Genomic DNA, 15,639 nt, shown 5'->3' with positions numbered 1-15,639 from the left:
TTGGCTTTTTTGTGAATACCTTGGTGTTGAGAAGCCGTTTTGAAGATAATCCTAGTTTTGAGAGTTTACTTGCACAAGTCAGAGAAACCACACTCAAAGCTTATGAACATCAGGATGTGCCTTTTGAACAAGTAGTTGAAGCACTACAACCACAACGTTCTTTAGCTTACTCTGCTTTGTTCCAGGTAATGTTTATATTACAAAATGCCCCAATGGCAGAAGTGAAGTTACCTGGTGTAACTTTGACTCAGTTAAATCAACAAAGCACAATTGCGAAGTTTGATTTGACAGTGTCAGTCATCGAAACTGACCAGGGATTAGTAGGGTCATGGGAGTACAATACTGACTTGTTTGATGGGTCAACCATTGAGCAGATGGCTAAGCATTTCCAGAACTTGTTGTTAGCAATTGTAGAAAATCCTTCACAGACGGTGGGTGAATTACCTTTGTTAACTCAAGCAGAACGTCATCAGTTATTGAGCGAGTGGAATGATACCGCTACTGAGTACTCTCATAAATGTATTCATCAGTTGTTTGAGCAGCAGGCAGAGAAAACACCGGATGCGGTAGCAGTGGTGTTTGATAGAGAGCAGTTGACCTATCAACAATTAAATCAAACAGCCAACCAACTAGCGCATCATCTACAAACTCTGGGAGTGGGGCCAGAAGTGCTAGTTGGTATTTGCGTGGAACGTTCAATAGAGATGATGGTGGGACTATTGGGGATACTTAAAGCTGGAGGAGTATGTGTACCTCTTGACCCCAACTATCCTCAAGAACGCCTGAGTTATATGTTGGCGGATTCTAGTGTTGGAGTCTTGTTAAGCCAACAATCGTTACTAGAATCCTTACCTACACACACCGCACAGGTCGTTTGTCTAGATACTCACTGGCAGTTAATCGCTGCTGAGTCTGACATCAACCCACAATCACAAGTGCAGCCTGAGAATTTGCTCTATGTGATTTACACCTCTGGTTCTACAGGTTTACCTAAAGGAGTCGCTCTATGCCATCGCACCCTCACCAACCTCATTGAGTGGCATTCAGCAACAATGGCAAAAGGGGTTGGAGTCCTCCAGTTTGCCTCCCTGAGTTTTGATGCCAGTTTCCATGAAATCTTTGCTGCTTGGTGTTCGGGGGGTACACTGTTTTTAATTCCTGAGAACTCTCGTTTGGATTTGGATAAATTAGTACATTTCCTTGCACAAAACCCAATCCAAAAAGCAACTCTGCCGGTTGTGCTTTGGCAGCAATTAGCAGAAGCTTACGCAGACCAACCTCAGTTGTTTGCCAATCTTACAGAAGCGATCGCAACAGGGGAGCAACTTCAGATTAGCCAACAGATGAGCAATCTGTTTTCTTGTCTCGACCAGTGTAAATTCTATAACCAATACGGCCCTTCTGAAACCCATGTCGTACTTTCTTACGTTTTCACACAATCACCCCAGAAATGGCCGATTTGTCCCCCTATGGGTAAACCAATAGCCAACACCCAAATCTATATCTTAGATGAGCATTTACAACCAGTTCCGGTTGGTGTTTGTGGAGAGTTGTACATTGGGGGTGATAGCTTAGCTAGAGGCTATCTCAACCGCCCAGAATTAACCCAAGAAAAATTTATCCCAAATCCCTTTAATAATTCAAAATCCGAACGCCTTTACAAAACAGGCGACTTAGCCCGCTATAGTCGTGATGGTAACATTGAGTTTCTTGGTCGTATCGATCATCAAGTCAAGATTCGAGGCTTCCGCATCGAACTTGGAGAAATTGAAACACTCCTCAATACCCATCCCCACATCCAACAAGCTGTTGTGATTGCCACCGAGAATATCTACACTAGCAAACGCTTAATCGCCTATGTAGTTGCTAAGGACAAATCACTCACAATCAGTCAATTGCGTCAATACCTCAGACAACAGCTACCAGAGTACATGCTGCCTAGTGCATTTGTCACCTTAGACTCTCTACCTCTTACACCCAATGGCAAACTTGACCGCAAAGCACTACTAGCGCTTGATGCAGAAATTACCAGAGAAAATAAATATGTCGCACCACGCACACTCATAGAAATTCAACTAACTCAAATCTGGTCACAAGTTCTTAATATAACTTCGGTGGGGGTTCGAGATAATTTCTTTGAACTTGGCGGTCATTCTCTTCTAGCTGTCCGTCTAATGTCCAGAATTCAACAACAATTCCAGAAAAATTTACCTTTAGCCATCCTGTTCCAAAGTCCTACTATCGAACAAATGGCGGTTGTTCTTAGTTCTGATTCATCTGAAAAACTCTGGTCTCCTTTAGTACCAATTCAACCTAAAGGTTCATTACCATCTTTTTTCTGTGTTCCTGGATCTGGGGGAAATGCTCTTTATTTTTACGACTTAGCACAATATCTTGGAGAAGATCAACCCTTCTACGGTCTACAAGCACAGGGTTTTGATGGTGAAACAAAACCTCTTGGGAGCATTGAAGAAATAGCATCCCAATACATTAACGCTATTCAGACAGTTCAACCAGTCGGCCCTTATTTCTTGGGAGGTCATTCCTTTGGAGCTAGAGTCGCTTTTGAAATGGCGGCTCAGTTACGATGTATTGGACAATCTGTTGCATATGTTGCCATTTTAGACACTTCACCGGCTTCTGAACTTGAAGTTAGTTATTCTGATTGGGATAATGCCAAGTGGATGTATGCAATTGCTGGGATAGCTGAGGAATTGTTTGGAGAAAATCTCCAAATATCTCATGAAGCTCTATCTTCTCTTACACCAGAGGAACAAATAAACTATTTCAAGCAACAGTTAGAAATAGTTGGCATTTTACCTCCTCAGGCAGATATCAAATTAGTTCGTGGCTTATTACAAGTTTTCCAAACTCAAGTTCAAATAGATTACGTGCCACACAATACTTATCCGGTTCCAATTACTTTGTTTCTTGCTCAGGAGGGAAATTCTCAACAGGAAAATTGCGATCGCCTTTTACAAGATCCAACATGGGGTTGGAGTCAGTTTGCTGATGGAGAAGTGGAAGTTCATTTTGTTCCTGGTACTCATATATCAATGCTTAGTAAGCCTCATGTTAAGGTACTAGCTCAAAAACTCCAAAAATCTCTTGAACAAGCACACAATATCTATCAATTAGAAAAATCAAATGCCCAAACCACTCAAAATTGAAGGAATGTCGATTTTCATTGTGGTCTGGTTGGGGCAACTAGTCTCTTTATTGGGATCTAGTCTGAGCAACTTTGCTCTTGATGTTTGGGTTTATCAGCAGAGTGGTTCCGTTACCCAGCTATCTTTTCTAATTCTGTTCACTACTCTCCCTAGCGTCATCATTTCTCCTTTTGCTGGTGTCTTAGTAGACAGTTGGAACCGCCGTTGGGTGATGATTCTCAGCGATTCAGGTGCAGCTTTAAGTACCCTAACTCTAGCCGCCTTACTGGTCACCGGAAAAATACAAATTTGGCATATATATCTGGCAAGTGCAGTAATTTCTAGCTTCAGTGCATTCCAATGGCCTGCTTACAGCGCTGCCACTACCTTGTTAGTACCCAAGAAATACTTAGGTAGAGCCAGTGGAATGACTCATTTAGCATACGCTTTAGGACAACTTTTTTCTCCCATTTTAGGTGGTGTACTCCTAGGAATCATACAGCTATCAGGAATTTTTATTGTAGACTTGGGCAGTTTTGTATTTGCCCTAACTACTCTACTCTTGGTTCGATTTCCTCACCACAAAGTAACACGTCACCAGCAAATTAATAAAACCTCACTACTCACACAAGCTATTTATGGTTTCCATTATCTGAAGGCTCGTTCTGGACTACTGGCTCTATTATTATTTCTTGCTAGTAGCAACTTTCTTGTTGGAATTCTTCAAGTACTCATTTATCCCTTAATACTCTCCTTTGCTTCCTCAGCTCAACTTGGCACTATCATGTCCCTTGGCGGTGTGGGTATGCTAACAGGCGGCCTGCTTATGAGTACTTGGGGAAGTGGACGGCAAAACTATATCAATATATTTTTCTGCTTCATGCTGCTTAACGGATTTTCCATGATAGTTGCAGGGTTTTATCCTTCCATTTTCATGCTTAACATAGCTGCTTTTCTATTTTTTCTTGGACTCCCTTTTATCAGCAGTTCATGTCAAGTAATTTTTCAAAAGAAAGTTGCTCCTGATGTACAAGGAAGAGTTTTCTCTCTTAAGAATGCGATTAGTGGCTCCTGTTTACCCTTAGCTTATCTTGTTGCTGGCCCTTTAGCAGACAGAATATTTGAACCTTTAATGACAGTTAATGGTGCTCTCGCCGGAAATATCGGAAAACTCATCGGAACCGGGCCCGGTCGAGGTATTGGTCTAATGTTTATTGTTTTTGGAACATTAACTATGTTGATGACTATTACTGCCTATCAATATGCTCCCTTAAGGTTAGTAGAACACGAATTGCCCGATATTGTCACAAGTTAATCTCTCAATATAGTCAGTTTAGGAGATCTAAAAATGGTTGAACTAAAAACAGAAAAGCTACCCTCTTCTATCTCATTAGGAATGTCTTTTGATATTGCAAGAATTCAAGAAGAACTAAAAATAGTCAATTCATTTAGCTGGATACCAGAGGAACCTTTTTCGCTCAAAGATTTATGGGGTTCTTCCCCGACAGTTTTCCATGATGGCAAGTGGAAAGGTCTAAGTTTAAAATCGCAAGGAGGAAGATGGGACAAATCTGATCCAGGTGGGCCGGGTTTAGAGCCATTTGAAGAAACAGCAATTCTGAAGCATACTCCTTATTTTAAAGAAATCATTGACAGCTTAAAATGTCATAAACGAAGTATCCGCTTATCTCTGCTGCCAGCAGGGGCTTCTATTCAAGAGCATTGTGATACTTATCATGACTTTAAATACGGACAAATACGTTTACACATACCGCTTGTTACTCATGAGGATGTAGTAATAGTAATTGACGGCGATCGCTGTAAGTGGGAAGCTGGTCAACTTTGGTATGGTAACTTTGCAAAACCTCACTGGGTGATGAATAACAGTTCTTTGGATAGGATACATTTGATCATTGATGTCTGTATTAATGATTTTGTATTAAGCCTATTTCCTGAGGACTTTGTTTGTAAAGTTAGAGCTAATGGCATCATCAAGCATCAAGAGCCAATAGATCTTACTGAAGAAGAACTCAAGAAATTTGAATGTAAATTTATAATTCCAGCAGGTCTGATGAAGGGGATTTTCGAGACGGATGATGGAATTCCTGGTGCATTTGATGCAAGTATAAGACTACTAAACGGGCAGATTGTATTCTTCGTAGAAGAGAGACCATTAATCTCACTGGTTCCCATTTCTCCGACACGCTTTTGCTTTAATGGTTGGACTTGCGAGCGACATTTAGAGTTTGAAATTTTCAACGATTCAGTATGCAATCTACAGTTAGTTATGCGAAGTGGATATTACAATACAACAATTAATCTGGCCCTATTAAGTTAAGGATGGGTACATTTTCATAAGATTCTGTTAAGAAATTTGTCAGACAAACCCCACAAGGGGTTTAGAGATTTTTCATGCCAGAAAGTTTTAAAGTCCCACTAATTATAAATAGAAAGGCGAACTACCATGAAACTTACCCAAGATCAGATACGAAAGTACGAAGATGAGGGGATGTTATTTCTCCCCAATTATTTCTCTGAGGCAGAAGTTAGTGTTTTGCGCGAAGAACTTTCACTATTACCAGAGAATTCCTCTGGACGAATGATGGAAAAGGACAACCAAACGATACGAGCTCTTCATGGGGTTCATATCCACAGCAAAATTTTCCAGAGTTTGATTCAACATCCACTTTTGTTAGAACCTGCTCAACAAATTTTAGGAGATTCGGTCTATCTTTATCAGTTCAAGATCAACATGAAAGCTGCTTTTACTGGCGATATTTGGCCTTGGCATCAAGACTATGCATTTTGGTATGAGGAAGATGGTATGCCAGAACCTAGAATAGTCAATGTCGGCATCTTCTTGGATGAAGTTAATCAGTTTAATGGCCCGCTGTATTTGATTTCTGGTTCCCATAAAGAAGGACTTATCAGATTTGAGATGCATAAATCCGCAGTTGAAAGCGAAGATGTTAGTTGGGAAGCTAATGTCAGTGCTAATCTTAAGTACTGTCTAGATAATGCAACTATAACTCGACTCGTTAAAAGGGGAGGTATAATAGCTCCTGTTGGTTGTGCTGGATCTGTTCTCTTCTTTCACGGCAGTATAGCTCATAGCTCAGTCCCTAATATCTCTCCTTACCCTCGTAGACTATTGCTCATTACCTATAACAGTATCGAGAATATTCCACGTCCCTCTGGCAAGCCAAGACCAGAATTCTTAGTGTGTCGGGATTATACTCCACTGCAACCTGTAGAAGATGATGTTTTACTACAACAAGTGTGATAAAAAATAGAATTGACGGCTCTGCCTGGCTAGGGCATGTTTTCAAAGTATAACCACAATAAAATACAGGCGATCGCAATTGATGATCAGTCTGGTATAGAAGAAGCGAGCTATCCCTTTGTATTGACAGGTATTATCCAAGGTTGGTAGGCGTTGCTGAATCATAGGATATACTCCAATGACCGCGAGCATATTGCTTTGTTATTTTTGATAGATGAAAATTTGAGCAAGTCTGTATATAGTACGAGGGATGAAAGCGAAAACTGATACCATAGAGTTATGATTCATCATCTATGTAACTAAGTGATCGCAAATCACTGAAATTAGTTGTCGGTTATCAGTTATCAGTTAACAGGAGTAGGTTTAGATTCAGGGATAAATAGATCACTGATAACTCTTTACTGTTTACTGTTTACTGTTTACTGTTAAAAACCACTCGTACTAAATCTTTCTCTTGTACAAGAGCCAGGCGATTGTCCAGACTAGTGCATTCTTCTAGTGCAGGTGGCATCCACTCGACAAAGTAAAACCACGATTCGTTGATTAGTTGAATGCCCAGAACTAGCCGTTGCTTTGTCACCTGATCATGAGAACGGAGCATTACGCGCTCTCCCTTTTTGAATTCCTTAGTCGTCAATCGCAGTGATGACGATTTTTGCGTAAGTCCTGATTTAGCATTGCTCCCGTTTATTTTCTGCTTGCTCGAAGACATTGTTAATAGAGTTAACCCTGCTTCAGTATTGGAAATTTATAGGATGAGTGACTAATAGATTAAATTGTTTCACATAAAGCCGTTTTATAATTAATATTTGGTGAATTAAATTGGTTAGGTAATTTTATTTTATCTTTGAACAAAATAGAATTAGATGTAGCTGGCTCTAATAGCTGATAAAAGTTTTGGGCAATAGTAGTTAAAGGATCGATCGCTTTTATAGAATCAATTTTATTGAGCTTGAGAGATTTTGTGAATAAATGAAATTCTGTACAACCCGAAATATAAGAACGAGTATTATATTTATGTAACAATGCTTGAATATTTCCAAGAATTGTGAGTGGATCTTGTCCTGGTTTAAGTACTCGATAAATCATCTCATGAATTGAGTATTGGTCTTTTTCAGATAGAGAAATAATGCGATTTGCACCATTACAACCTTCGTGAAACAATTTTTTATGATAAGTGCCTGTGCTTGCCAGCAAAAGGGCAGGTTCATCATGTTCTTGAAGTTGTTGATCTGCGATTTGAATTAAGGAAATTACTTTATTAGTAAGATGTTCTGGGATATGAGTCAGAGCATAATGAGATGTACAACAGCTAATCACTATACGGTCAACCAATTTATTGAGATTTTCGAGATGCAGTTGAATAAAATCAATAAATTCTCTTTCATTCCCATTATTTATAGAACTCGTGCGATCGGGTGCAGAAGGAAGTGAGAACACAATGACGTTAGGTGCTTCTTGTTCCTTGTCAATAAACTGGTTATATTCATAAATAGATTTAAGAAATTCGGCAGTAACTACAGGCCCCATACCGCCTAAAACTCCAAGCATTGGTAGTTTTTTATTCATAAATATTTTTCCAATCAGTGATTGCTATGGTTTCGCTGCAAATAGCAGGCTTGTAAAGCGCAAACCCCCCAATATAGTTGGCTTTTGGGTATAAGGGTGTAGGAGTATAAGGGAAAGAACCATCTTTGCACTTAGATGTTTGCTTGTGCTTGCTCGATGTAAGCTTTCAACCGTTCGGCTAATACCTGGACATGGGGTTCAGCCATCATCGTCACATGATTGCCTGGAAGAAAATCGACATTCACTGGTTTGCAAGAAAACTTGTTCCAACTCAAGGCTGAATCCTGTAACATTTCAGAAGGTAACTTTCTAGCATAATTTTCCCCAAGAGGTTCGCTGGCGCGTAGAAGCGTAATTCGACCAGGATAGATATGTTTTGGTACATAATCAATTAGACATAGAGAATTAGCTTTATAAGTTTGGATGATATTTTTCAACTGTGTAGTTTCAGCGTTAGGAGGAAGCATATTAACCATTTTCAAATGTTGTAAAACGTATTTTAGTTGCTCCTCCACAGGCAGCGATCGCAGGGTATCGTAAGAAATATTCATGTTCGTTACTAGCGCAACTTCTACTGTTTTGATCAAGTCAATTAGCCATTTAGCATGATCCCAATCAAGACAATCAAGACGTGTTTGCCTTTCATTAGAGGTTGGTGCAGTAGTATCAATAATCATAAGTAGCGCCACCTGATGTCCTTGATGAAGCAACTGCTGGGCCATTTCAAAAGCTACTTTGCCTCCAAAAGAATGCCCTCCCAAAAAGTATGGCCCTTGCGGCTGAACAGCTTGCATCGCTTGAATATAATTACTAGCCATATCTTTAATTCGGGTGGCTGGCTTTAATTGTTCATTTATATTGTTTGGTTGAAAACTGTATAACGGTTGGTCTGCTCCTAAATAACGCCCTAGGTGATATAAGTAGAAAGGTTCGCCACCAGCGCCAGGCACACAGAAGAAAGGTGAGTTTGAACCGTTTGGCTGAATTGGTATCAAAGACGAATTTGAGCTATCCGAGTCTATTTGCACAATTGTCGCCAACTGTTCAATAGTTGGATTTTGGAACAGGCTTGCTAAAGGGATATTTTTACCAAACTGCTGTTTAATTTGAGCCATTAAGTAGGGAGCTAAAAGAGAATGACCGCCAAGGTCAAAAAAGTTATCTTGTACTCCCACCTTGTCAAGTTGAAGAATCTTTGACCAAATTTGCACCAGTTGTAGCTCTAATTGGTTACGGGGTTCGACAAATGTGCTTGAGTTATTAATGTGAGAAGGTGCAGGCAAAGCGCGACGGTCTATCTTACCGTTGGCTGTTAGTGGCAAGCTATCTAAAAATACAAAACCAGAAGGAATCATGTACTGTGGCAGCTTAGTGGAGAGGAAGCCTCGGATCTTGCTAATTGTGGGTGCTGATTCCTGCGGGATGATGTAAGCTACTAAGCTTTGCTCGCCGAAAGCATCTTCACGGGCAGTCACTACAGTCTGATGCACAGATGGGTGTTGTGCTAATACTGTTTCAATTTCTCCAAGCTCAATGCGTATGCCGCGAATCTTGACTTGATGATCTTGGCGACCGAGAATTTCTAAGGAGCCATCTGGAAGATAGCGGCCGCGATCGCCTGTATAGTACAACAAATCCTGGTCATCATTACGAAAATGGTTTTTGACAAACCGAGAGCGCATTTCCTCTGGGGCATTAATGTAGCCCAAACTGCGGAATGGTGTGCGTAAAATAATCTCGCCCGGTTCCCCAATACCGCACAGTTGATGATTTACACCCAAAACTAGTGCTTGAGTTTCAGGCATTGGTCGTCCTACTGGCTGTACCCCTGGTGTCGGTTTGCTAGGTACTTGGTAATAACACTTGACTAAGGTTGTCTCTGTCGCCCCATAAAGATTAATGATTTCTCCTGCTTGGGGAAAAGCATCTCGCCATCGCCGTATGAGTGTCTCCTTGAGAGGTTCTCCAGAAAAGAATAACCAACGTAAGTTATGCACAGAGACTTCTTTGGGTACATTAGCTAACCATGATTGCGCCAAGGAAGGAACTGTGTGTACAACAGAAATCTGCTCTCGTTCCAAGTAACGCAAAATTTTCGTCGGTTCTAAGTTATCCCCTGCTGCTGGCAGACATAAGGTTGCACCACTGGTTAAAGGTAAGAAGATATCTCTTAAGATGGCATCAAAGGAAAGTTTGGTTAATTGGGCAATGCGGTCTTGCTGACTAATTCCAAAGGTCTGACGCTGCCAGCTGATAAAGTGTGCTATCCCTTTGTGACACCCTAATACTCCTTTCGGAACGCCAGTACTACCAGAAGTAAAGAAAATATAGGCTGGCTCATCCCCGGATATTTCCGGCAAGGGTATTGGATGACTGCTTTGCTGGCGATGATTTATCGGTTCTGCTGTATCTTTATTTATACGTATGACAGTTAAAGACTGCCATAGCTCCTGGGCTTCTGGGTGCTGACCATCAAGGTCTAATATGTATTTAGCTTGAGCTTCTTTGAGTATCAATCGTTGACGCTCATCAGGAAGTTGGGGATCGAGTGTCATTAACACTCCGCCACTCAAAAGAATAGCGATCACACTAGCAATTAATCCAAAACTGGATGTACCATACAAGGCGACGACATCTCCTCGTTCAATTCCGTGACTCAGCATCACCCTAGCTAAAGCTTGAGAGCTTTTGCCTAATTCGCCATAGTTCCAAGTGCGAGAGCCTTGACAAACTGCTGAGAGTTCTGGGCTGCTATTGACCCAAGAAGTAAAAGTTGTTGTGACTAATTCGTATTCTGGTTGTGGTATGGCTGTTGTGGGATCTGGCAGCAAAAGTCTAGCTTGTGGTGTCACAAGAGAATAAAAGGCAATTGCACTATCAGGAACAACAACAATTTGATTGAGTAAATGATGGAATTGTTGCAGCATTTCCACCATTCTTTCTGAAGTAAATAGGTCAGAATTATATACTACTTGCAGAGTTATTTCTTGTTTGTGTTCTGTAACATACAAGCTTAAATCAAACTTGGAAGCTGCCTCTGGTATCGATATCGGTTCTACAGACAACTCAAAAAGTTTCGGTTGAGTGTCTGCCAAGTTCATTAAATTAAACCATACTTGAAAAATTGGGTTATGGCTGAGATTTCGTTCTGGTTGCAATGCTTCCACCAACATTTCAAAAGGCAAATCTTGATGAGCATAGGCTCCTAGAGCGACTTCTCGCACCCGTGATAATAGCTGCTTAAAACTAGGATTACCATCTAAGCGGGTACGCAATACAAGAGTATTGACAAAAAAGCCAATTAATGGTTCTATTTCTGTACGGTTACGATTAGCGATCGGTGTTCCTATGCAGATATCATCCTGCCCACTATAGCGCCATAGCAATATTTGAAATGCTGCTAACAGCGTCATAAATAAGGTAACACCTTCTTTTTGACTCAATTGTTTGAGCGCAACACTTAGCTCCTTTGAAAGTATAAACTCTTGATATGCCCCGTGGTAAGTTTGCACAGCCCCTCTAGGTCGGTCTGTCGGTAGGGATGACAAAGCTGGTGCGTTGGCTAGTTGTTGTTGCCAGTACGAGAGTTGGCTTTGCAGTACATCACCTTGTAACCACTTTCGCTGCCAAATTGCGAAATCTGCGTACTGAATCGGCAGTGGCGCTAAGGGTGACGGCTGACCTTGAGAATAAGCATTGTACAGGGCTGCTAACTCTTGAATAAACACACCCATTGACCAGCCATCCGAGACAATGTGATGTATAAACACCAACAAAGCGTGTTCTGTCTCGGACAGCACAACTAACGTTGCCTTGACTAATGGTTCATCTGCCAAATTAAAAGATTGAATAGCTTGTTTTTGTGCTAATTGCTGTATAGCAATTTCTTTTTTGCTTTTTGGCAGATCTTCGCAGTTAATAATTGATAGTGTCCAATTCGTTTGTGTTTGGATAACTTGAGAAGGTTTGCCATCAACCGTAATAAAATTGGTGCGTAAAGCTTCGTGGCGACGAATGATTTCTTGTAAGCTTTGTTTTAAGGCAGGTTGATTGAGAGTTCCTACTAGATGCAAAGTTAGAGGCATATTGTAGGAGCCACTGTCCGGCTGTAACTGGTCTAAAAACCACAAACGCTGTTGAGCATAAGACAGTGGTAATTCTGCATCCTTTGGTCTTGGTAAGATGGGTGGGGAAGTTAATTCTAATTTCTGTTGCTGCAACTGCTCAATCAAATGCCCTAATTCTGCAACTGTCGCTGCGGCAAACAGGCTACGCAAAGGTAGTTCCACTTGGAAAATGTTGCCAATACGTGAGAGCAGTTGTGTTGCTAGTAGCGAATGTCCTCCGAGTTCAAAGAAGTTATCATGAATGCCCACTTGCTCTACTTTCAGCACTTGCGCCCAAATTTGTGTCAGCATTTCTTCAACAGGTGTGCGTGGGGCAACAAATTTACCTTTGGGTTCGCTGTGTAAATCTGGTGCGGGTAAGGCGCGGCGGTCTACTTTGCCGTTGGGAGTGAGTGGCAGATACTCCAGAATGACTATTGCATTTGGAACCATGTACTCTGGAAGTTTTGCCTTTAGGAAATGGCGTAGTTCATTGATTCTGGATGTGTAGTGCTGATGCAGCATCACGTAAGCGACTAAGCGTTTATCACCTGGGATATCTTCGCGGGCAATGACACAGGATGCTTGTACATCTCCATGTTGACTTAGTACCGTTTCGATTTCACCCAACTCAATGCGGAAGCCGCGAATCTTAACTTGATTATCTATACGTCCTATATATTCAATGTTGCCATCGGGCAAGTAGCGTGCTAAATCCCCGGTTTTATATAATCTACTCCCTTGTACCTCCTCAAATGGGTTAGGAATGAATTTCTCTTGTGTTAATTCAGGGCGGTTGAGGTATCCTCGTGCTAATCCAGCACCACCAATGTGCAATTCTCCTGGTACACCTACGGGAACTGTTTGTAAGTTTGAGTCGAGGATGTAGATTTGTGTGTTAGGAATGGGACGACCAATGGGAATTGAGTACAAGGCATCACACATCTGGGCAGATAAGAGACAGCCACTAGCTTGAATTGTTGTTTCCGTAGGCCCGTAACCGTTAATTAGCTGGGGAGAAGTTGCTAACTTAGATAAATCTGAGTTTTTTTGTATATGTTCATACCACAGTTTAATTTTTTCTGGTAATAACCTTTCTCCACCAATAGTTATTAGTCGTAGATTCGGCGACAAACTCTTGTTTGTTCGAGCCAGTTCTGTTACCAACTCATGCCAGTAGGCTGCTGGGAAATTTAGCACGGTTATTTGCCAACGCTCAATTCCTGCAATCAAAGCGAACCAGGAATTTAACATTTGTTCTGTTCGCAGTACCAGTGTGCCGCCAACACTTAAGCAGGGATAAATATCTTTAGCAAAGACATCAAAACTAAAAGAACTAAACTGGAGGATGCAATCTTTTTGGTTAATGCCCCATTGTGTTACCTCAGCTTTTGTAAAATTGACCAAAGACTGATGCTCAATCATCACTCCTTTTGGTGTTCCTGTAGAACCAGAGGTATAAATCACATAAGCCAGATTAGTTGCTTGTACGTCACTGATAAGATTATCCTGACTTGACTGACCTATCCCCTCCCATTGAGTATCCAAATATATAAGTTTCGCTTGATGCTCAGGAAGTTTCTCAACTAAATGCTGTTGGGTGAGTAACACTGAAACTTGAGCATCTTCAAGCATAAAGTGCAAACGTTCAGTTGGATACTCTGGGTCAAGTGGCACATAAGCACCACCCGCTTTAAGAATTCCCAATAGCCCGACGAGCATTTCTAAAGAACGCTCGACGCAAATGCCTACCAGCGTATCTGGTTTTACACCCAAAGTTCTTAAGTAGTGCGCCAACTGATTAGCACGGCAGTTCAATTCATGGTAGGTTAGTTGGCGATCGCCAAATACAACCGCTACTGCATCGGGTGTACGCTCTACCTGCTCCTCAAACAACTGATGGATACACTTATCACGGGGGTATTCAACTTGAGTATTGTTCCATTCAACGAGTAACTTTTGTTGTTTTGCCTCTGTCAGCAGGGGCAATTGTGAGATTTGCTGCTGTGGGTTAGCAATAATGGCTTCAAGCAACGTCACAAAATGCCCTGCCATCCGCTCGATAGTGCCTGCATCAAACAAGTCAGTATTGTACTCCCACATACCGACTAGTCCAGTGGCAGTGTTCTGCATTGATAATGTTAAATCAAACTTTGCCGTTGCGCTTTCTGCTGCAAATGGACTGACAGTTAAACCAGTCATCTCTACTCCAGACGCAGGTACATTCTGAAAGGCAAACAACACCTGAAATAGTGGCGTATGGCTGAGGTCGCGTTGTGGCTGCAATGCTTTGACCAACTCTTCAAAAGGCAGGTCTGGATGAGCGTAAGCTTCCAGTGTCACTTGCCGTACTCGACCTAGCAACTGCTGAAAACTGGGTTTGCCTGACAAATCTGTGCGTAGGACTAAAGTGTTGACAAAAAAGCCAATTAACCCTTCTATCTCTAAGCGATCGCGGTTAGCAATGGGCATACCCACTACAATATCATCGGAGCCTGTATAGCGATAAAGCAAGGTAACATAAGCTGTGAACAGCGTCATGAACAGGGAGGCTCTCTCTTGCTTACTAAAATTGGTAAGTGCTTCACTTAGTTCTATTGGCAGTTCTATATATTGACGCGCCCCCCGGAAAGTTTGAATGGCTGGTCTGGGACGGTCTGTGGGTAATTCTAATAAGGTAGGAGCATTTTTGAGTTGTTGCTTCCAGTAATTAAGCTGTTTTTGAATTACCCCTGTTTTCCACAATTGCCGTTGCCAAATCGCAAAGTCGGCATACTGAATTGGTAGCTCAGGTAGCTGTGGGGAAGAATTATGGCACAGAGCCGAGTAAATGCTGGCTAACTCCCGCATCAATACACCTGTTGACCAACCATCAAAAACAATGTGGTGTATCGTCAGTAGGAAGACGTGTTCTACCTCTGTGAGTTTAACTACACAAGCTTGGATTAAAGGAGAATTAGCAAGGTTAAATGGTCGAGTAGCTTTTGCTGTAGCTAATTGCCCAAGAGTGATTTCTCTTTCAGGTAATTCTGTTAAGTCTATTACTGGTACATTTAAGGTTAAGGTTTCAGCAATTACCTGGACTGGTTGCTCGTTGATGGTGCGGAAATTGGTACGTAAAGCTTCGTGGCGAGCGATAATTTTGTTGAGGCTTTGCTCCAGTGCTGTGATGTTTAAGTGACCTTGAAGTCGCAGAGCTACTAGTTCGTTGTAAAAGGGGTTATCTGGTTCTAACTGACTCAAGAGCCAGATTTGTTCTTGGGCAAAAGATAGAGGTAAGTTTTGAGTGCGATCGCCTTTTATTAAAGGTAAATTAGTATCGGTGGTAATTGCATTTTTCTGCTCAAGCAACAAGATAAGTTCTGCTTTATTCTTAGCTAGTAAATCACGAGTTTCTGCTGTCAATACTCCTTTTGGAGCATTAACACGCAACTGCTCACCTTCAACTCGCAACTTCACACCTTGCTGAGAAAGTTCAGATACTAATTGCTTGATATTCACAAAAATTACCTCCATACCTGGTTAGTAGATG

The 15,639-nt window shown here is 41.5% G+C and carries 7 protein-coding genes; 4 read left to right on the top strand and 3 right to left on the bottom strand.

The genetic code is table 11. The features are described 5' to 3' along the window. The 4 genes from FNW02_RS32170 to FNW02_RS32155 form a co-directional block, all read left to right on the top strand. Positions 1-3,170 (top strand): non-ribosomal peptide synthetase (locus FNW02_RS32170; RefSeq protein ID WP_191761499.1); only part of this gene is annotated, 3,170 nt, incomplete at its 5' end. Further along, positions 3,148-4,464, top strand: a complete 1,317-nt coding sequence (locus tag FNW02_RS32165) for an MFS transporter (RefSeq protein WP_191761498.1) — start codon at positions 3,148-3,150, stop codon at positions 4,462-4,464. The genes FNW02_RS32170 and FNW02_RS32165, both read left to right, overlap by 23 nt. A 33-nt stretch (positions 4,465-4,497) precedes the next feature. Beyond that, complete coding sequence (locus FNW02_RS32160) at positions 4,498-5,487, top strand: aspartyl/asparaginyl beta-hydroxylase domain-containing protein (RefSeq protein WP_191761497.1); 990 nt, start codon at positions 4,498-4,500, stop codon at positions 5,485-5,487. Positions 5,488-5,613: 126 nt separating this feature from the next. Beyond that, a complete protein-coding gene (locus FNW02_RS32155) occupies positions 5,614-6,432 on the top strand; it encodes a phytanoyl-CoA dioxygenase family protein (protein WP_191761496.1) in 819 nt (272 codons plus the stop codon). Between the two features lie 412 nt (positions 6,433-6,844). Here FNW02_RS32155 and FNW02_RS32150 read toward each other — a convergent pair whose 3' ends face one another. The 3 genes from FNW02_RS32150 to FNW02_RS32140 all read right to left on the bottom strand — a co-directional run bounded on the left by FNW02_RS32150 (position 6,845) and on the right by FNW02_RS32140 (position 15,608). Further along, complete coding sequence (locus tag FNW02_RS32150) at positions 6,845-7,144, bottom strand: DUF1392 family protein (protein WP_191761495.1); 300 nt, start codon at positions 7,142-7,144, stop codon at positions 6,845-6,847. A 59-nt stretch (positions 7,145-7,203) separates the two neighbouring features. Continuing rightward, positions 7,204-8,001, bottom strand: a complete 798-nt coding sequence (locus FNW02_RS32145) for an aspartate/glutamate racemase family protein (RefSeq protein ID WP_191761494.1) — start codon at positions 7,999-8,001, stop codon at positions 7,204-7,206. A 131-nt stretch (positions 8,002-8,132) separates the two neighbouring features. Further along, positions 8,133-15,608: a non-ribosomal peptide synthetase gene (locus tag FNW02_RS32140; protein ID WP_191761493.1), complete on the bottom strand. Its 7,476-nt coding sequence runs from the start codon at positions 15,606-15,608 to the stop codon at positions 8,133-8,135. Positions 15,609-15,639: the final 31 nt, after the last annotated feature.

Source organism: Komarekiella delphini-convector SJRDD-AB1 (assembly GCF_014831675.1).
Lineage (GTDB): Bacteria > Cyanobacteriota > Cyanobacteriia > Cyanobacteriales > Nostocaceae > Komarekiella.
This window is presented reverse-complemented; position numbering and strand designations above follow the sequence as displayed.

Coding starts and splice junctions, on each gene's coding strand:
- FNW02_RS32165 (WP_191761498.1), top strand. CDS start 3,148: ATGCCCAAACCACTCAAAATTGAAGGAATGTCGATTTTCATTGTGGTC.
- FNW02_RS32160 (WP_191761497.1), top strand. CDS start 4,498: ATGGTTGAACTAAAAACAGAAAAGCTACCCTCTTCTATCTCATTAGGA.
- FNW02_RS32155 (WP_191761496.1), top strand. CDS start 5,614: ATGAAACTTACCCAAGATCAGATACGAAAGTACGAAGATGAGGGGATG.
- FNW02_RS32150 (WP_191761495.1), bottom strand. CDS start 7,144: ATGTCTTCGAGCAAGCAGAAAATAAACGGGAGCAATGCTAAATCAGGA.
- FNW02_RS32145 (WP_191761494.1), bottom strand. CDS start 8,001: ATGAATAAAAAACTACCAATGCTTGGAGTTTTAGGCGGTATGGGGCCT.